The organism is Massilia sp. IC2-278, from assembly GCF_020708045.1.
Classification (GTDB): domain Bacteria; phylum Pseudomonadota; class Gammaproteobacteria; order Burkholderiales; family Burkholderiaceae_D; genus Telluria.
Map to the genome: position 1 here is coordinate 748,433 of NZ_JAJFES010000001.1, position 18,095 is coordinate 766,527.

Annotated in this window: 22 protein-coding genes; 17 read left to right on the top strand and 5 right to left on the bottom strand. The window is 65.2% G+C overall.

From position 1 onward, the window contains the following. Nucleotides 1–158 precede the first annotated feature (158 nt). Both LK540_RS03250 and LK540_RS03255 read left to right on the top strand, forming a co-directional pair. Nucleotides 159–1,382, top strand: coding sequence for an MFS transporter (locus tag LK540_RS03250; RefSeq protein ID WP_229435588.1), 1,224 nt, complete (start codon nucleotides 159–161; stop codon nucleotides 1,380–1,382). Then, on the top strand, nucleotides 1,379–2,002 hold the full coding sequence (locus LK540_RS03255) for a metalloregulator ArsR/SmtB family transcription factor (protein WP_229435589.1): 624 nt from the start codon (nucleotides 1,379–1,381) through the stop codon (nucleotides 2,000–2,002). Before LK540_RS03250 ends, LK540_RS03255 begins: the two co-directional genes overlap by 4 nt. A gap of 220 nt (nucleotides 2,003–2,222) precedes the next feature. On the opposite strand, the gene LK540_RS03260 is transcribed toward LK540_RS03255, so the two are convergent. Next, nucleotides 2,223–3,923, bottom strand: a complete 1,701-nt coding sequence (locus LK540_RS03260; RefSeq protein WP_229435590.1) for an MFS transporter — start codon at nucleotides 3,921–3,923, stop codon at nucleotides 2,223–2,225. Nucleotides 3,924–4,252: 329 nt separating this feature from the next. Here LK540_RS03260 and LK540_RS03265 point away from each other — a divergent pair, with 329 nt between their 5' ends. Genes LK540_RS03265 through LK540_RS03280 form a run of 4 tightly spaced genes read left to right on the top strand, consistent with a single transcriptional unit; the run spans nucleotide 4,253 to nucleotide 7,510 of the window. Beyond that, the gene (locus tag LK540_RS03265; RefSeq protein WP_229435591.1) at nucleotides 4,253–5,431 is read left to right on the top strand and encodes an acetyl-CoA C-acyltransferase; all 1,179 of its coding nucleotides are present in this window, start codon (nucleotides 4,253–4,255) and stop codon (nucleotides 5,429–5,431) included. Nucleotides 5,432–5,485: 54 nt separating this feature from the next. Then, nucleotides 5,486–5,788, top strand: a complete 303-nt coding sequence (locus LK540_RS03270; protein WP_229435592.1) for a Dabb family protein — start codon at nucleotides 5,486–5,488, stop codon at nucleotides 5,786–5,788. 30 nt (nucleotides 5,789–5,818) lie between these two features. After that, nucleotides 5,819–6,601: an SDR family oxidoreductase gene (locus tag LK540_RS03275; protein ID WP_229435593.1), complete on the top strand. Its 783-nt coding sequence runs from the start codon at nucleotides 5,819–5,821 to the stop codon at nucleotides 6,599–6,601. A gap of 12 nt (nucleotides 6,602–6,613) precedes the next feature. Beyond that, on the top strand, nucleotides 6,614–7,510 hold the full coding sequence (locus LK540_RS03280) for an SDR family oxidoreductase (RefSeq protein WP_229435594.1): 897 nt from the start codon (nucleotides 6,614–6,616) through the stop codon (nucleotides 7,508–7,510). Nucleotides 7,511–7,561: 51 nt separating this feature from the next. Here LK540_RS03280 and LK540_RS03285 read toward each other — a convergent pair whose 3' ends face one another. From LK540_RS03285 to LK540_RS03295, 3 genes are read right to left on the bottom strand one after another with little or no spacing between them, the layout of a single operon-like run. After that, a complete protein-coding gene (locus LK540_RS03285; RefSeq protein WP_229435595.1) occupies nucleotides 7,562–8,305 on the bottom strand; it encodes an NRDE family protein in 744 nt (247 codons plus the stop codon). After that, nucleotides 8,296–8,583 carry a DUF4936 family protein gene (locus LK540_RS03290; RefSeq protein WP_229435596.1) on the bottom strand — a complete coding sequence of 96 codons (288 nt, stop codon included), beginning with the start codon at nucleotides 8,581–8,583 and terminating at the stop codon, nucleotides 8,296–8,298. Before LK540_RS03290 ends, LK540_RS03285 begins: the two co-directional genes overlap by 10 nt. 1 nt (nucleotide 8,584) lies before the next feature. Then, entirely contained in the window at nucleotides 8,585–9,643 is a 1,059-nt protein-coding gene (locus LK540_RS03295) for a folate-binding protein YgfZ (protein WP_229435597.1), read from the bottom strand. A 147-nt stretch (nucleotides 9,644–9,790) separates the two neighbouring features. On the opposite strand from LK540_RS03295, the gene mltG reads away from it, so the two are divergent. From mltG to lpxO, 11 genes are all read left to right on the top strand, one after another. Next, entirely contained in the window at nucleotides 9,791–10,792 is a 1,002-nt protein-coding gene (gene mltG / locus LK540_RS03300) for an endolytic transglycosylase MltG (protein WP_229435598.1), read from the top strand. Further along, nucleotides 10,789–11,418: a dTMP kinase gene (gene tmk / locus LK540_RS03305; RefSeq protein ID WP_229435599.1), complete on the top strand. Its 630-nt coding sequence runs from the start codon at nucleotides 10,789–10,791 to the stop codon at nucleotides 11,416–11,418. The genes mltG and tmk overlap by 4 nt, the downstream gene beginning before the upstream one ends. Nucleotides 11,419–11,459: 41 nt before the next feature. Then, nucleotides 11,460–12,449 (top strand): DNA polymerase III subunit delta', encoded by a 990-nt coding sequence (gene holB / locus LK540_RS03310; protein WP_229435916.1) that lies wholly within the window; start codon nucleotides 11,460–11,462, stop codon nucleotides 12,447–12,449. Nucleotides 12,450–12,459: 10 nt separating this feature from the next. Beyond that, nucleotides 12,460–12,849, top strand: a complete 390-nt coding sequence (locus tag LK540_RS03315; protein ID WP_229435600.1) for a PilZ domain-containing protein — start codon at nucleotides 12,460–12,462, stop codon at nucleotides 12,847–12,849. Between the two features lie 16 nt (nucleotides 12,850–12,865). Continuing rightward, nucleotides 12,866–13,399, top strand: a complete 534-nt coding sequence (locus tag LK540_RS03320) for a GNAT family N-acetyltransferase (protein ID WP_229435601.1) — start codon at nucleotides 12,866–12,868, stop codon at nucleotides 13,397–13,399. 67 nt (nucleotides 13,400–13,466) lie between these two features. Continuing rightward, nucleotides 13,467–13,907, top strand: coding sequence for an acetyltransferase (locus LK540_RS03325; RefSeq protein ID WP_229435602.1), 441 nt, complete (start codon nucleotides 13,467–13,469; stop codon nucleotides 13,905–13,907). Between the two features lie 253 nt (nucleotides 13,908–14,160). Then, complete coding sequence (locus LK540_RS03330; protein ID WP_229435603.1) at nucleotides 14,161–14,943, top strand: TatD family hydrolase; 783 nt, start codon at nucleotides 14,161–14,163, stop codon at nucleotides 14,941–14,943. A gap of 34 nt (nucleotides 14,944–14,977) precedes the next feature. Continuing rightward, nucleotides 14,978–15,637 (top strand): ankyrin repeat domain-containing protein, encoded by a 660-nt coding sequence (locus LK540_RS03335; protein WP_229435604.1) that lies wholly within the window; start codon nucleotides 14,978–14,980, stop codon nucleotides 15,635–15,637. A 180-nt stretch (nucleotides 15,638–15,817) separates the two neighbouring features. Then, complete coding sequence (locus tag LK540_RS03340; protein WP_229435605.1) at nucleotides 15,818–16,018, top strand: hypothetical protein; 201 nt, start codon at nucleotides 15,818–15,820, stop codon at nucleotides 16,016–16,018. A gap of 112 nt (nucleotides 16,019–16,130) precedes the next feature. Continuing rightward, nucleotides 16,131–16,355: a DUF6139 family protein gene (locus LK540_RS03345; RefSeq protein ID WP_229435606.1), complete on the top strand. Its 225-nt coding sequence runs from the start codon at nucleotides 16,131–16,133 to the stop codon at nucleotides 16,353–16,355. A 194-nt stretch (nucleotides 16,356–16,549) separates the two neighbouring features. Beyond that, entirely contained in the window at nucleotides 16,550–17,452 is a 903-nt protein-coding gene (lpxO, locus tag LK540_RS03350) for a lipid A hydroxylase LpxO (RefSeq protein WP_229435607.1), read from the top strand. A 113-nt stretch (nucleotides 17,453–17,565) separates the two neighbouring features. Here lpxO and LK540_RS03355 read toward each other — a convergent pair whose 3' ends face one another. Continuing rightward, nucleotides 17,566–18,003 carry a universal stress protein gene (locus tag LK540_RS03355; RefSeq protein WP_229435608.1) on the bottom strand — a complete coding sequence of 146 codons (438 nt, stop codon included), beginning with the start codon at nucleotides 18,001–18,003 and terminating at the stop codon, nucleotides 17,566–17,568. Nucleotides 18,004–18,095 lie beyond the last annotated feature (92 nt).

The following is an 18,095-nucleotide window of genomic DNA, read 5'->3' on the forward strand; positions in this document are numbered from 1 at the left end:
GAGGTGCGCCGGTGAGTGCGCAGTGCGATGCGCAAGCGAGCCGACAAACGCCGCTGGATCCAGCGGCGTTTTTTTGCCGTGCGAATAAATAAACAAATCCGTTTACTTATCGTTGGCTCAGGCATACGATGTTGGTATTGCAACGTCGATTCGATCCCATGAAGACCGTGCTCCTGATCGCCAGCGCCTGTTTGCTGGGTTTACTGTCCACCACCGGCGCCTCGCTGCCTTACCCGATCCTGCCGCCGCTGTTTGCCGGCGGCAGCGCCAATGCGCTGACCCATTTCCTGGGCTTGCCGCCGAAGCTGTTGTTCGGCATCGCGCTGATGATCAACCCGCTCGGCCTGCTGATCGGCAGCGCCATGCTGGGCCCGGTGTCGGACCGCTTCGGACGGCGCCGCCTGCTGTTGATCACGGCGATCGGCGCCGCCGTCGGCCACGGGCTCACCGCGATGGCGCTGGTGGCCCAGTCCTACCCGCTGTTCCTGCTGGCGCGCTTCGTGACCGGCCTGCTGGAAGGAAATGGCTCGATCATGCGCGCGATGCTGGCCGAACGCCTGACGGGCGGGCTGCGCAACCATGCGCTGTCGTGGCTGAACGGTTCCTTCAACCTCGGCTGGCTGGTGGGGCCATTGCTGGCCGGGCTCACGGTCGGCCCCGGGATCACGCTGCCGTTCTACATCGCCGCCGCTGCGCTGTTGCTGGGCGCAGGCCTGGCGGCGCTGGCGCTGGAACGCGAGCCGGTCGGCCAGGGACATGCGGCGCAGGCCGGGAGCTGGTGGGCGGTGGCGCGCGAGCGGCATGCTCTGACCCTGCTGCGCCATGGGCCGCTGCGCACCCTGTTCACGGTGCACTTCGCCTATGCCTGTGGCGTGGCGGCCTTTTACGAGTTCTTTCCCTTGTGGCTGGTGGACGTGGGGCGCTACGACACGTGCCAGATCGCTTTCGTGAACATGGGCATGTGCGCGCTGATGACTTTCGCCGCCCTGTTCGCGGGACGCGCCAGTGCGCTCGAGCCGCGCCGGCGCGCGAGTGCCCAGGCGGCGCTGGCGGCAGCGGCGATCCTGGCGGTGGGGTTTGGCAGCCTGTGGGTCGGGCTGGTGGGCATTGTCCTGTTCGGCTTACCGCATGCGTACTACAACGCCACGCTGCAGGGCTGGTCGGCCGACCAGTTTGCCGCGCACGGGCAAGGCGCCGTGATGGGCCTGCTGTCCACGACCTTTTGCCTGGCGAATATCGTGATGGCGCTGGCGGGCGGCGTGCTGACCCTGGTCGACACGCGCCTGGTGCTGATCGTCGGCGGCTTGCTGGCGGCCTGGGCGGCGCTGGCGCTGCGCCAGTGGAGCGGGCGCCGCCTTGAGTTGACCGTGGAGGCAAAATGAATACCTTCGACCAGGTACTGATGATGTTGAAGACGCGCGGCGCGCAGACGGCGCAGGCACTGGCCGGGCTGCTCGGCATGACGGCGATGGGCGTGCGGCGCCAGCTCGAGCTTGGCGTCGACAAGGGGCTGGTGACCTATCACGACAGTCCGGGCAAGGTCGGGCGGCCGGTGCGGCGCTGGCAGCTGAGCGACGCGGGACATGCGCGCTTTCCAGACCGGCATGCCGAGGTGACGCTGGACTTGATCGACGGTGTGCGCACCCTGTTTGGCGAAAGCGGGCTGGAGAAGCTGATCGTGGCGCGGGAGGCGGCCAGCGAGCAGGCCTACCGGGCGCAGGTCGACCCAAGCGGGACCCTGGACCAGCAGGTTGAGGCGCTGGCGGCGGCGCGGTCGCTGGAGGGATACATGGCGGAAGCGGAGCCGCGCGTGGATGGGAGTGTGCTGCTGCTGGAGAACCACTGCCCGATCTGCGCGGCGGCCCAGGCTTGCCAGCAGTTTTGCCGCTCGGAGCTGGAGGTGTTCCGGCGCGTGCTGGGGCCGGGGGTGTCTGTTGTGAGGATCGAGCATCAGCTGGAGGGGGCGAGGCGGTGTGCTTACCTGGTTAGTCAGGTGGGATGATCGGTGGTTCGGGAGCGGGTTGATTCGGGCCGTGTCCTGGCTTGGTGCTGGCGGGCGACGTTTCTCGGCCGCAGGGCATCGGTGACGTGCGTACCGCGTGGGCACGGGGTGCCAACCGTACGGGTGATGACCCAGGCCTCATCGAATGTACTGGTGTTGGAACAAACAAAAAATGCCGCTGTTTCCAGCGGCATTTTGCTTTCTACTAAGCCGATAAAACTCAGTCGGCGGCGTAGATGTTGTTGTCCTTGGTTTCGCGAACGAACAGGGCGCCGATCACGACGGTGATCAGGGCGATGATGATCGGGTACCAGAGGCCGTAGTAGATGTTGCCGTTGGCTGCCACCAGGGCGAACGAGATGGTGGGCAGCAGGCCGCCGAACCAGCCGTTACCGATGTGGTAAGGCAGGGACATCGAGCTGTAGCGGATGCGGGTCGGGAACATTTCGACCAGCATGGCGGCGATCGGGCCGTAGACCATGGTCACGTACAGCACCAGGATGAACAGCAGCAGCACGACCATCGGCTTGTTGATCTGGTTCGGGTCGGCCTTGTCCGGATAGCCGGCCGATTTCAGGGCGCCGGTGATTTCCTTTTTAAAGGCGTCTTCGCGGGCCTTGCTGTCGGCGTCGAAGTTCAGGCCGTCGGCGGTCATGTTGGCGTTGAAGGACTGGAACACCTTGTCGCCGACCTTGATGGTGGCCACGGTGCCGGCCGGCGCGTCGACGGTCGTGTAGTTGACCGAGGCGTTGGTCAGCACGCGGGTGGCGATGTCGCAGGAAGCCGGGAATTTGCGGGTGCCGCTCGGGTCGACCTGGAAGTTGCACGATGCCGGGTCGGCGACGACGACGACCGGCGCCGAGTTGATGGCTTGCTCCAGGGCCGGGTTGCCGTAGTGGGTGATGGCCTTGAAGATCGGGAAGTAGGTGGCCGCGGCGATGACGCAGCCGCCGAGGATGATCCACTTGCGGCCGATCTTGTCCGACAGCGCGCCGAAGACCAGGAAGAACGGGGTGGCCAGCAGCAGGGCGATGGCGATCAGGATGTTCGCGGTCGGGCCGTCGATCTTCAGGGTTTGGGTCAGGAAGAACAGCGCGTAGAACTGGCCGGTGTACCAGACCACGGCCTGGCCCATCGTCAGGCCGACCAGGGCCAGGATGACGATCTTCGCGTTTTTCCATTGCAGGAAGGCTTCCGACAGCGGACGCTTCGAGGTCTTGCCCTCGGCCTTCATCTTGGCGAATGCCGGCGACTCGTTCATCGACATACGAATCCAGACGGAGATGCCCAGCAGCAGGACGGAGAGCAGGAAGGGAATACGCCAGCCCCAGGCCAGGAATTCTTCTTCGCCGACGGCGGTACGGGTGCCGAGGATGACCAGCAGCGACAGGAACAGGCCCATGGTCGCGGTGGTCTGGATCCAGGCGGTAAAGGCGCCGCGCTTGCCTTCAGGAGCGTGCTCGGCCACGTAGGTGGCTGCGCCGCCGTATTCACCGCCCAGCGCCAGGCCTTGCAGGATGCGCAGGGTGACCAGGATGATCGGCGCTGCGATGCCGATCGAGGCGTGGCCCGGCAGCAGGCCGACGAGGAAGGTCGAGCCGCCCATGATGAGGATGGTGACCAGGAAGGTGTACTTGCGGCCGATCATGTCGCCGAGGCGGCCGAACACGAGGGCGCCGAAAGGACGCACGATGAAGCCGGCGGCAAAGGTGAGCAGTGCGAAGATGAAGGAGGTGGTCGGGTCGCCGAGGAAGAACTGCTTGCCGATGATGGCGGCAAGCGAACCGTAGAGGTAGAAGTCGTACCATTCGAATACGGTGCCAAGCGAGGACGCAAAGATCACCTTGCGTTCTTCCTTGGTCATTCCCTGGGAGGAAGGCACTGCCTTGCCGCCAGCGGTCATGCCGGGTGTGATAGCCATGTTGTTGTCTCCGTGTAGTAATAAAGTCTGCGACTAGCCGATACTTGGTCAGCTGAACGGAGTGTGGACCGCCAAACTTACGTCATGCTTGCTCCAAACTTACTGCAAACTTACTAAGGTTTGAGGGGGCCGCTTGACCTTGCCGCGGCCATGCCGCCTGGGCCGGCGCGACCCCGGCTTCCCACTGTCCCGTACTGAACATTGGACCGCGTTTCGCCCCTCGAAATCCCGGCTGCATATGATGAGGCGCAAGCCTTGATATTTGCGAACGACCGTACTTATCTGTGCTATTCTGGTTTGATCGAATACCAACAACCAGGGAGACCAGAATGCAAGACGCCGTCATCGTTTCGACCGCCCGCACCGGCTTGGCCAAGTCGTGGAAAGGGGCTTTCAACATGACCCATGGGGCCAGCCTCGGGGGCCACGTGCTGGCCGCCGCCATCGCGCGCGCCGGCATCGAGGCCGGCGAGGTCGAGGACGTGATCATGGGCTGCGCCAATCCCGAAGGCGCCACCGGCGGCAACATCGCGCGCCAGATTGCGCTGCGCGCCGGCTGCCCGGTGACGGTGCCGGGCATGACCGTCAACCGCTTCTGTTCTTCCGGGCTGCAGACGATTGCCCTGGCGGCCCAGCGCGTGCTGGCCGGCGAAGGCGAGATCTTCGCGGCCGGCGGCGTCGAGTCGATCTCCTGCGTGCAGCAGGAAATGAATACCCACATGCTGCGCGACCCGGCCCTGCGCGCGCAGAAACCGGAAATCTACTGGTCGATGCTGCAGACCGCCGAGATGGTGGCCAAGCGCTACGGCGTCGCCAAGGAGCGCCAGGACATCTATGGCGTGCAGAGCCAGCTGCGCGCGGCCGCTGCCCAGCTCGAAGGCCGCTTCGACGCCGAGATCGTGCCGATGACGACCGTGATGGGCGTGGCCGACAAGGCCTCGGGCCGCCTGCTCACGCGCGAAGTGACGATCGCCGCCGACGAGGGCATCCGCGCCGATACCACGCTCGAGGGCGTGGCCAAAATCCGCACCGCGCTGCCGGGCGGCGTGGTCACCGCGGGCAATGCCAGCCAGTTCTCGGACGGCGCCTCGGTGTCGATCGTGATGAGCCGGCGCATGGCCGAAGCGAAGGGGCTGGCGCCGCTCGGCGTGTTCCGCGGCTTTGCGGTGGCCGGCTGCGAGCCGGACGAGATGGGTATCGGCCCGGTGTATGCGGTGCCGAAGCTGCTGCAAAAGGCGGGCCTCACCGTGGACGACATCGGCCTGTGGGAACTAAATGAAGCCTTTGCCGTGCAGGTGCTGTACTGCGCCGACACGCTCGGCATTCCGATGGAGCGCCTGAACGTGAACGGCGGCGCGATTGCGGTCGGCCATCCGTATGGCGTGTCCGGCGCGCGCCTGGTCGGCCATGCGCTGATCGAAGGCAAGCGGCGCGGCGTGAAGTACGTGGTGGTGACGATGTGCATCGGCGGTGGCCAGGGCGCGGCGGGGCTGTTCGAGGTGCTGTAAGCCTTCTGTGATTCGTAAAACCATCTGAAATGACGCAATAGATTCGAGAAACATATGATCAAGCACATCGTGATGTGGAAACTGAAGGAAGAGGCCGAGGGCGCCGACCGGCTGGGCAATGCCCGGGAAATGAAGCGCCGCCTGGACGAGTGCGCGGCCATCGTGCCGGGCATCCTGCAGTTCGAGGTGGCGCTGGCCCAGCCGGGCCTGGAAGCCACCTACGACGTGATCCTGAATTCGGCCTTCGAGAGCCGCGACGCCCTTGAAGCCTACGCCAATCACCCCACGCACAAGGCGCTGATGCCTTTCTTCAAGGCGGTGCGCGACGAGCGCCAGTGCATGGATTACGAAGTCTGACCCAAGCAGATCAATAACAACGGAGACAGCATGCGCACTACCCAGGAACTCTTTTCACTGCAAGGCAAGACCGCCCTCGTGACCGGCGGCTCGCGCGGGCTCGGCCTGCAAATGGCCGAAGCGCTCGGCGAGCAGGGCGCGCGCCTGGTCATTTCCTCGCGCAAGCAGGAAGAACTCGACATCGCCGTGGCGCACCTGACGTCGAAAGGCATCGAGGCCTCGGCAATCGCGGCCGACCTGTCGCACGAGGCGAACGTGCAGCCCTTTGTCGAGGAAGCGCTGCGCCGCCTCGGCCAGATCGACATCCTGATCAACAACGCCGGCGCCAGCTGGGGCGCCCCGGCCGAGGAGCACCCGCTCGACGCCTGGGACAAGGTGATGAACCTGAACGTGCGCAGCATCTTCCTGGTGAGCCAGGCGGTGGGCAAGCTGTCGATGATCCCGCGCGGTTACGGCCGCATCGTGAACATTTCCTCGATTGCCGGGCTGGCCGGGAATCCGCCGGGCACCATGAGCACGATCGCCTACAACACCTCGAAGGGTGCGATCGTGAACTTCACGCGCGCACTGGCCGGCGAATGGGGCCGCCACGGCATTACCGTGAACTCGATCGCGCCGGGCTTCTTCCCGTCTAAAATGACCAAGGGCGTGCTGGCGACCATCGGCGCCGACGTGCTGGCCAAGGATGCGCCACTGGCGCGCCTGGGCGACGACGAGGACTTGAAGGGTGCGGTGGTGCTGTTCGCCTCCGACGCCGGCAAGCACATCACGGGCCAGATCCTGGCGGTCGACGGCGGCGTGTCCGCAGTCTGAAGGGGAAACGACATGAAGAATTTCAGCGGAAAAGTTGCCGTCATCACCGGCGCGGGCAGTGGCCTGGGACGCGAATTCGCCGACACGGCGGCCAGCCTCGGCATGAAGCTGGTGCTGGCCGACATCCAGGCCGACGCCCTGGAAAAGACGACCGACGCCTTGCTGGCCCAGGGTGTCGAGGTGCTGGCGATGGTGTGCGACGTCAGCAAGGCGGCCCACGTGGAGGAGCTGGCGGATGCGGCGGTGGCGCGCTTCCACGGCATCCACCTGGTGTTCAACAACGCCGGCGTCGGTTCGGGCGGGCTGATCTGGGAAAACAGCGCGGAGGACTGGGAATGGGTGCTGGGCGTGAACCTGTGGGGCGTGATCCACGGCGTGCGCGTGTTCACCCGCGCCATGCTGGAATGCGCGAAGAAGGATCCGTCGTTCGAGGGGCATATCGTGAACACGGCCTCGATGGCCGGGCTGCTGAATGCGCCGGCGATGGGCGTCTATAACGTGTCGAAGCATGCGGTAGTGTCGCTGTCGGAAACGCTGTACCACGACTTGCAGCTGGTGAACGCGCCGATCGGCGCCTCGGTGCTGTGCCCGTATTTCGTGCCGACCGGGATCAGCCATTCGCACCGCAACCGTCCGGAAGAGCTGAAGGCCGAGGGCGGGCCGACCAACAGCCAGATCGCGGCCCAGGCGTTGACCGTCAAGGCGGTGGAATCGGGCAAGGTCTCGGCGCGGGATGTGTCGCGCATGACCTTCGATGCGATCCGCGACGGGCAGTTCTACATCTTCTCGCATCCGCACGCGCTCGGCGGCGTGACCGAGCGCATGGAGGCGATCGTGGGGGCGAAGAACCCGCCCGATCCGTACGCGGCCACGCCGCACGTGCGCGAGATCTTGCGCGGTAAGTTGTAAGCGCAGCTGGAGGCGTGGACGGGCGACCCGCCTCTCGCGGCCCGGTCCACCCTACGGCCGCAAGATACGCTCGTGCAACTCCGCCGGCGCGCCGTCGTACAGCTTCACCACCGTCGACGTACGCGTGCCATACCCGGCGGTCTCGATACACACCGCCGACAGCACCCGCTCCAGGTCGAGCGGCACGCCGGTTTCCGGCAGGCGCATGTCCGGCGCGCGCGTGGTGTCGGCCAGCATCTCGAAATAGGCATCTTCCGGCGCGCCCTGGCACAGCAGGCTGGCGAACTGCGCCTTGGTGCGCGTGACCTTCGGCCACGGCGCATCCAGCAGGCTGTTCGAGATGCCGTAGATGCGGCCTTCTTCGAGCGGCTGGCCGTTGCGCGCATCGTCGCCGGCGCGGTTCGAGTACCAGTACAGGGCTTTCGCATCGCCCAGCACCAGGTTGTAGCCGTTATAGATGTCGCCGCGCTCGCGGATCACGTCCAGGTAGTCCGCCGCCGACAGCGAACCCTTCAGGAAGTCGGCCACCAGCGCCCCGCGTGAGGGCGCGTCCGGACGCACCTCGTGCGGCGCGCGGATATTGGTCAGGGCGGCGAACTTCGGGCCGTCCGGCCCTTCGCGCGTGATGCCCATCCAGCTGCCGCCGTGTTCCAGGTCGCGCCCGGCGATCACGTTCGGGTTCTCCGGCCAGGGCGCGGCCGGGGCTGCCGGACGGTCATAGAATTCGTCGCGGTTGGCGGCGGCGATGACGGGCACGCCCGGGATGACACGCCAGGCAAAGACGATCAGGCACATGTGAACTCCACGAAAACCTCGGCCCGGCGCGGACCGTCGATCAAACCGGCGATACCGGCCTCGAGTGCATACGATTCCAGCAGGGCGGAGAAATTGGCGTCGACGCCGGGAAACACTTCCATCCAGGTCTGCACGCCGTCCTTGCTCTCCGGGCGGCGCTTCAGCTGGCCGTGAATACCGGTGTCGGCGCCCAGGCGCGCCAGCAGCGCACGCACGGGCGGTTCGAGCCGCGCGGCGTTCGCCTGCGGCACCTTGTAATACACGTACAGGTCGACCATGCTAGACGTCGAGCGCATCGAGCGCGTACGGCAAAGGCTGGAAGCGCAGGGCCGGGCCGGCGGCCGAGCCGTGGCGCACGTCTTCGTCCAGAGCGGCCAGCTTCATTTCCACCAGCAAGTCGGCGCCGCCGCGGCCGTTCGGCGCGGCGTTGACCACCATGCCGCAGGGCTGGTCCGGGTCGGCGGTTGCAAACACTTCGTCGCCGGCACGCGCGGCGGCGTTCTCGACCGTGGCAAGGGCCGTACGGCGCTTCAGCTTGCCGAGATACTGGCTGCGCGCGACGATTTCCTGGCCCGGGTAGCAGCCCTTCTTGAAGTTCACGCCGCCCAGCAATTCCAGGTTGATCATCTGCGGCACGAACTGCTCCTGGGTCGGCTGCGTCACCTGCGGCACGCCGGCGTGGATGGCGGCCAGCTGCCAGGCCGCGTTGCCGCCGAGCGCCAGCTCACCCGCCAGGGCAGGAAACGCCGCTTCGGCGGTAGCGGACGACGTCACCCACAGGTAGCGCGGCGCACCGAAGGCGTCGGCCAGGCGGATCACCGTGCCATGCGCGCCGGTAACTTTGCCGTAGGGCGCGGCCGGCAGCTCGCTCACCTGGGCCCGCAGCGCGGCTTCGCCCTTGGCGCCGCCGATGCCGAGCACGGCCGCGAAGGCATCTTCCGCGGTCGCATCGCGCAGCTTGGCCTTGGCGCGCAGCACGAACATGCTCAGGCGCTTTTGCAGCGGCGCCTGGATCGCGCGCGGCAGCTGCAGGTAGACCGCATCCGCATCACGCCAGTACAGGAAAGTCGCCTGCAAGCGGCCCTTCGGCGTGCAATACCCGGCCAGGCGCGCTTCGCCCGTGCCGAGGTGCTCGACGTCGTTGGTGAGCTGGTTGTGCAGGAAGCCTGCCGCATCCTCGCCGGCCACGGCGATCAGGCCGAGGTCGGTCACGGGTGCGACGAAGCCGGCCGCCAGCTCGTCTGCGGTAAGGGTGCGGCCGAAGTCTTCGGCCTGGGTCGCTTCGTCGATATGGAAGCGGGCGCCGTGCGACGCCAGATAGTCTGTCCAGTTGCTCATAAATGCAATATGCTGTGCGATTAGGCTATATCATTACGGCCTCATTATAGAGTTGTCGAGCGAATCGCGCCGGAGACGGCGAAAAAACGGAGCCTCGCAAACCTGCTGCGCATCGGCTTGCGCGGGCTCGTTCAAACCAAAAACAGAATGGCACTGATAAAAAAACTCATCTTTACCGGCGCGATCGTGTCAGTCGCGGCGGCCGGCGGATTCGCCTGGTGGTCGGGCCACCCGCTGACCACGGCCGAGCCGCCGATCGAATTCACCATCACCCCGGGTAGCGGCGTGAACGCCGCTGCCCAGCAGATGGCCAAGGCCGGCGTGCCCGTGAACCCCTTCCTGTTCCAGCTGCTGGCGCGCTTTTCCGGCGACAGCGGGCGCATCAAGGCCGGCAGCTACGAGCTCAAGCCGAACACCACGCCGCGCCGCCTGCTCACGCAGCTGGTGCGCGGTGAATTCGCCCAGGAAGCCGTGACCATCATCGAAGGCTGGACCTTCCGCCAGATGCGCGAGGCGATCGCCGCCACCAAGACACTGCGCCACGAAACGGCGCAGATGTCGGATACCGAGCTGATGGCGAAGATCAGCCCGGAGTTCAAGCAGCCCGAGGGCCTGTTCTTCCCCGACACCTACCTGTTCGCCAAGGGTTCGAGCGATTTGCAGATCTACCGCCAGGCGCACCAGATGCTGGTGAACCGCCTGAACGCGGCCTGGGAAAAGCGCGACCCGAACCTGCCCTACAAGAATCCGTACGAGGCGCTGATCATGGCCTCGATCGTGGAAAAGGAAACCGGCCAGAAGAGCGAGCGCGCCATGATCGCCGGCGTGTTCGTGAACCGCCTGCGTACCGGCATGATGCTGCAGACCGACCCCAGCGTGATCTACGGCATGGGCCTGCGCTACGAGGGCAAGATCGCCAAGAAGGATTTGCTGACCGACACCCCGTTCAACACCTACACCCGCTACGGCCTGCCGCCGACGCCGATCTCGCTGCCGGGCGTGCAGTCGCTGGCCGCGGCCATGGCGCCGGCCAAGACCGACGCTCTGTATTTCGTCTCGCGCAACGACGGCACCAGTCAGTTCTCGGACAACCTGAACGACCATAACCGCGCCGTGAACCAGTACCAGCGGGGAGTGTCGCGGCCATGACTAGTGTGCAGAATCCCGTGCGCGGCAAGTTCATCACCTTCGAGGGCATCGACGGCGCCGGCAAGTCCACCCACATCGGCTTCGTCACCGAACTGATCAAGTCGCATGGCAAGACGGTCGTTGCCTCGCGCGAACCGGGCGGCACGCCGCTCGGCGAAAAGCTGCGCGACCTGCTGCTGCACGAAACCATGCACCTGGAAACCGAGGCCCTGCTGATGTTCGCCAGCCGCCGCGAGCATATCGCGCAAGTGATCGAACCCGGCCTGGCCTCGGGCGCCTGGGTGCTGTCGGACCGCTTCAGCGACGCCAGCTTCGCCTACCAGAGCGGCGGGCGCGGCCTGGACCGCACCAAGATGGAAGCGCTGGAAGCCTGGGTCCACCCGCAGCTGCAGCCCGACCTGACCCTGCTGTTCGACGTGCCCCTGGAAGTGGCGCGCGAACGGCTGGACGCCACCCGCACCCTGGACAAGTTCGAGCAGGAGCAGGGCGCATTCTTTGCGCGCTGCCGCGCCGAATACCTGCGCCGCGCGGCGCAGTTCCCGGACCGTTTCATCGTCGTCGATTCGACCCGCAGCATCGAGGCCACGCAGCAGACTCTCCGCGAGGCCCTGGAGAAATTCTTGTGATCTACCCCTGGCAGCAAACCGCCTGGACCCGCCTGCAGCAGATGCGCGAGCGCCTGCCGCACGCCATCCTGTTCCATGGCCCGGCCGGCATCGGCAAGGCCGACTTCATCGAGACCTTTGCGCAAGCTTTATTGTGCGAAAACGTGCAGCCCGACGGCCATGCCTGCGGCGCCTGCGCGTCCTGCGGCTGGTTCGTCCAGCACAACCATCCCGACTACCGGCGCGTGCGGCCGGAAGCGCTGGAAGACGACCCCGCGCCGGAAGGCGAAGAAGGGGGCAGTACGGAGGGCGAGAAGAAATCCAAGTCGGCCAAGGCGCCCTCGAAAGAAATCAAGATCGAGCAGATCCGCAACCTGGCGGACTTCATGAACATCTCGACCCACAGGCAAGGCTTGCGGGTGGTGGTGCTGTATCCGGCCGAGGCGCTGAACATGCCGGCCTCGAACGCCCTGCTCAAAACCTTGGAAGAGCCGCCGCCGGGCACCGTGTTCCTGCTGGCCTCGAACGGGCTCGACCGGCTGCTGCCGACGATCCTGTCGCGCTGCCGCAAGTTCGCGCTGCCGATGCCCGACCACCCGGCCGCGCTGGCCTGGCTGAAGGAGCAGGGCGTGCCGGATGCCGACAGCTGGCTGCGCGAGGAAGGCGGCGCCCCGCTGGCGGCGCGCACCCAGGCCGAGACCGGCAGCCGCGAGGAACTCGAGGCCCTGCTGCATTTCCTGGCGCGGCCGTCGGCCGAGAGCGCGCTGCGCAATGCCGAAAAGCTCAGCAAGACGCCGCTGGCGGCGCTGGTGGCCTGGCAGCAGCGCTGGCTGTACGATTTGTTGTCGATGAAATTGTCCGGTGTAGTGCGTTACTATCCGCGCTACCAGAAGGAACTTGCCGCCCTGGCCGGCAACGTGCACACTGGGAATGTGTTGCGTGCGGTGAAGTCCGCAAACGAACGGCGCGCGGTGGCGGATCACCCGTTGTCGGCTAAACTGTTCGTCGAAGACATGCTGCTCGATTACACATCCTGCTGCAGCCCCGTTTGAGAGGAACGCAATGAGCGGAAACACGAGCGGCAACACCACCGACCCGAATGCTTCGCTGCTGCCGCGGCCGGCGGTGCTGTCGCTGTCGATCAAGGAAAAGGCGGCCCTGTACGCCGCCTACATGCCCTTCCTGAAGAACGGCGGCCTGTTCGTGCCGACCAACAAGCCCTACAAGATCGGCGACGAGATCTACCTCATCCTGTCGCTGATGGAAGATGCGGCCAAGTACCCGATCGCCGGGAAAGTGGCCTGGATCACCCCGGCCGGCGCCAACAACAGCAAGGCGAAGGGCGTCGGCGTGCATTTCCCGGCCGACGAGACCGGCCAGCGCGCCAAGGCCCGCATCGAAGAAATCCTCGGCGCCGCGTTGCGCTCCTCGCGCGCCACCCATACCCTGTAACTTTCTTTTTTCCTTCATGCCGTCCTACGTTCACCGCCTCGCCCGCCGCGACGACTTGCCCGTCATCGTCGACATCTACAATTCCACCATCGCTTCGCGCGAAGTCACCGCCGACACCGAACCCGTGTCGGTCGAGTCGCGCGTGGCCTGGTTCAACGACCACACGCCGGAGCGCCGCCCGCTGTGGACCATCCACGCCGCCGACGATGGTGCGGAAAATGCTGCGGCAAACCCGGAAGTCATCGGCTGGATGTCGTACTCGAATTTCTACGGCCGCCCGGCGTATTCGGGTACGGCGGAGCTGTCGATCTACATTGCCGAAGCCTGGCGCGGCAAGGGGCTGGGCAAGTATTGCCTGGAGCAGGCAATCGCCTTTGCGCCGCAGATCGAGGTGCACACGCTGCTGGGCTTCATCTTCGGTCACAACGCACCGAGCCTGGCGCTGTTCCGCAAGTTCGGCTTCGATACCTGGGCTAATTTCCCGCGTGTGGCGAACCTGGATGGGGTCGAGCGCGACCTGATCATTCTCGGCAAGCGGGTCGCCGATTAAGAAGGCCTGACAAAACCGTCCGACTGGACTACGGCTGCCTTTTTTTTTGAACACTCACTACCAGACAATGACCACCATTCGACTTTCCCGTCCCGAAGAGGGCGCACGTGCTATCGACATCTGGCGCCGCGCAGTCGATGCTACACATGATTTCCTGAAGCCGGAAGACCGTCAAGCCATCGAAGAACTGGTCTGCGACTTCCTCCCGAAAGCCGTGCTCTGGCTGGCAGTGGATGCTGACGATTATCCCCAGGCATTCATGCTGATCGATGAGGGCCACATGGAGGCACTGTTCGTTGACCCTGCCTTCAGAGGGATGGGCGTTGGTGCGGCGCTGGTCCGTCACGGCCTGACGCTTGACCCGGCAATGACAACGGATGTCAATGAGCAGAACGGTCAAGCGATCGGGTTTTACGAGAAGATGGGCTTTAAACGGACAGGCCGCTCTCCACTGGACGGGCAGGGACGACCTTATCCTCTGATTCATTTGGCTCACAGCAGCTCCTGAGTGCATGCGCTTGGCCGGTAGCGGACGATCGACACGGCCGAGTGCAGCTGGCGCTTGCCTTGGAGACGAAAACAGGATCGGTCGGCGTTCCAAAGCGGGCCGCACCTCGACGTCATACACAACGAAAACGACCGCAAAGAAAGCCAGGATGCAGTCCGCATTCGATGCGCGGGCCTGGCGCCGGCGCCGTGCCCAGACATAGCCTGCACGGGCCGGCATGGCACGCGCGGGCGCCTGCCTTTACAATGTCAGCATGTACATCGATTCCCACTGCCACATCAATTTCCCCGAGCTGGCCGCTCGGATGCCCGAGATCCTGGCCAAGATGGCCGAGAACAAGGTCACGCACGCCATGTGCGTGTCGGTCAATCTGCCGGAATTTCCCTCGGTGCTCGCCCTGGCCGAGCAATATCCCCACATTTTCGCCTCGGTCGGCGTCCATCCCGACTACGAGGACACGCCCGAGCCCAGCGTGCAGCAGCTGGTCGAGCTGGCGGACCATCCGAAGATCATCGCCATCGGCGAAACCGGCCTCGACTATTACCGCCTGGAAGGCGACCTCGAGTGGCAGCGCGCGCGCTTCCGCACGCATATCCAGGCATCGCGCGAAACGCGTAAACCACTGATCATCCATACCCGCTCGGCCAGCGCCGATACCATCCGCATCCTGCAGGAAGAGCGCGCGGCGGTGCAAGAGGGGGGCGTGGCCGGGGTGATGCACTGCTTTACCGAGTCGCTGGAAGTGGCCGAGGCGGCCATCGAGATGGGCTTCTATATTTCCTTCTCCGGCATCGTGACCTTCAAGAGCGCCAAGGACCTGCAGGAAGTGGCGCGCACGATTCCGCTGGAACGCATCCTGATCGAAACCGATTCGCCCTACCTGGCCCCGGTGCCCTACCGCGGCAAGGTGAACGAGCCGGGCTACGTGCCGCACGTGGCCGAGTTCATCGCCAACCTGAAAGGCGTGCCGCTGCGCGAAGTGGCGGACCGCACCTCCGAGAACTTCTTCAACCTGTTCCAGCACGCCAGGGCCTGACATGATCCGCAAGCGCCGCGTTCTCCTTCAAGGTATGTTGTTCGCAATGTGCGCCGGCGCCGGCCTGGTCCATGCCGTCCCGGCCTTAGCCGCCCCGGCCGCACCGGATGGGCGCCAGCTGACTGCCTTCTTCCGCGCGGTCCAGCTCGACGATGCGAAGACCGTGAACGCCATGATCGGCAGCGTGGTGAATGCCAACCAGTTGAATCCCCTCGGCGGCGAACCTGGCCTGGTGCTGGCGGTGCGTGAAGACGCGATGCGCGTAGTGGAGGTTTTCCTCGCTCACCCTGGCACCGATCTCGAAGCAAAGGCCGCGAACGGCAATACCGCACTCATGATGGCGGCCTTCAAGCGCAACCGGCCGGTGATCGAGGCCTTGCTGGCGAAGGGAGCGAAGGTCAACCAGCCGGGCTGGACGGCGCTGCACTACGCGGCGGCGGCCGGCGACAACGGGATCGTGGAACTGCTGCTGAAGCACGGCGCCAGGATCGACCAGGCCTCGCCCCTGAAAAGCGGCGCCTATACGCCCCTGATGATGGCGGCGCGCGAAGGCAAGGACGATACCGCGCTGCTGCTCATGAAGCACGGGGCGAAGCCCTCGCTGAAGAACAGCGAGGGACTCACGCCGGAACAGCTCGCCGAGCGGGCCGGCAAGACGCGCGTGGCCCAGACGATCCGCAACGCCAGCCGCTGAGTTCTCGCTACGTTCCCGTGTATGGCGCTGGCGCTGCCTGCCGGGATGATGCCGGCCGTGGCCCGCTCGTCGGCGCTTGCGGCAGTTCGGCCCCGCACGGACCCCATTCGTCGCACGTCGGTGGCAAGGACGGGGCGGCTTGCCTACACTGGCCGCTCGTCAACCTGACCGGAGCGTGCGATGCTGGGCTTCCTGCTGTGGCTGCTTTTACTCTTCCTGTGCTGGCCGCTGGCCTTGCTGGCGCTGCTCGCTTATCCCCTGGTCTGGCTGCTGCTCCTGCCCTTGCGCCTGCTGGGAATCGGCGTCGAGGCCGTGTTTGCGCTGCTGCGCGCCGTCGTGCTGTTGCCGGCGCGTATCCTCGGCCTGTCGCCGGGACGCTGAGGTGTTTGCTATCCGGTTGAGTGGGGCAATTAACAGACGCGCCTCACGTGCTTCGTTACTGTGGAGTCGTCCGCTTTCATCCGAAAGCGAGCTTTAACGTAAGGAAACGATTATGCGCCTGGACATCTACCGCAGAGCCGAAAGCGACGGCAAGTTCTCCTACTTGGCCGTGCCGGAAACCCGCAACATTCCTGAAGAAGCCACCAATACCGATTGGGAAGTGGAGGCCCGCGCCTTCGAAGTCGACGACAACGCCGAGCAACTGCCGGACTACGACATCGACAACCTGAATGGCCAGCTCTCCGAAAAGGGCTATGCCATGACGGCGCTGCATTGATGTAGCGCGCGGCGCGTCCCGCGGCTGTTTCTCGGTCTGCTTCGGCGGACTTGCGGCAGCCCTGGCACGTGCTTCGTCATGAACGCGACAGTCCGCTGTCGATTTCGCCGGGCGCCGGACGGCCGCCTGGCGGATATGCTATTCTTGCGCCCTGTTTAATTCGATGCTGACTGCGTGGTCAGTTCTGGGAGTGCATGATGAAGTGGGTGGTCGTCGGTTTCTATTTTCTCTCGATTCTCCACATCCATTTCCGCGGCAAGGTGCGTCTGCCGTTCAGGCGCCAGCTGTTCGACCATTCGTCGTTCATGGCCCCGATTAACATCTTCATGCACCTGTTCTCGAAGGTGCCGAGCACGCCCTACATCCCGGTACGCGAATTCCCCGATCTGGCGCCGCTGCAGCAGAACTGGCAGGTCATCCGCGCCGAAGCCGAGAACATGCTGGCGCTGAAGAAGATCAAGGCCGCCGAGCAGAACGACGACGCGGGTTTCAATTCCTTCTTCAAGACCGGCTGGAAGCGTTTCTACCTGAAGTGGTACGACGCCAGCCACCCGTCGGCCGAACGCCTGTGCCCGCAGACCTATGCGCTGCTGCAATCGATTCCTTCGGTGAAAGCCGCGATGTTCGCCGAGCTGCCGCCCGGCGCCAAGCTGAACCCGCACCGCGATCCCTTCGCCGGCTCGATGCGCTACCACCTGGGCCTGGCCACGCCGAACGACGACCGCTGTTTCATCGACGTCGACGGTCAGCGCCACAGCTGGCGCGACGGCGAAGGCGTGATCTTCGACGAAACCTTCATCCACTGGGCCATCAACGGCAGCGACAGCGACCGCGTGATCCTGTTCTGCGACGTCGAGCGCCCGATGCGCTACCGCTGGATGCAGGCCATCAACCGCTGGCTCGGCCGCACCATGATGACGGCCGCCAGCTCGCCGAACGAAACCGGCGACCAGACCGGCCTGGTCAGCAAACTGTTCCGTATCTCGCACGTGATGGGCCAGTACCGCCGCCGTTACAAAGCCTGGAACAAGACCGCCTACAAGATCACCAAGGTGGCGCTGATCGTCGGCGTGGCTGCGCTGATTTACTGGATCTGATCCGGGCTACTGGCCATCCCCTTGCTGAAGGCGCCGCATTCGTTGCGGCGCATTTTTTTTGCCGCTTTTTCGCTGCTTTTTCGTCGTTTTCAAGCCGCTGTCGGGCGAAGGCGTCAACGGTAGACCAGCACCGGGATCGCACTGTGGACCAGCACCTTCTGGGTCTCGCTGCCGAGCAGCATGCCGGTGATGCCGTGGCGGCCGTGCGAAGCCATCACGATCAGGTCGCAGCCGCGCTCGCGCGCCGCCTGCAGGATCGCTTCAAAGGGCTGGTTCGAGCGCGTGATGAGGCTGGCGCAGGGCACGCCGGCGCTGCGCGCGGCGCTCTCGACCACGGCCAGGATATTCGCACCGCGCGCCTCGCTCGTGGCCAGGTATTCGTCCTCGGTGGTGGCGAGCATCTCGGCGTCGGCGGTAAAGGTGCGGTAGTCGGGCAGGGCGGTGAAGCCCACCACCTGGGCCCCGACGTCTTTTGCGAAGCTGACGCCGGCCAGCACGGCGCGTTCCGACAGCGCGGAGCCGTCGGTGGGCAACAGGATCTGCTTGAACATGGTCGCTCCTCGGGTTGGCGCGCCGGGCGCGCGGACGGCCCCAGTCTGCCGTCGGGGTAAGCCTGGCGTTTGATGCCGCTCAATCGCGCGCC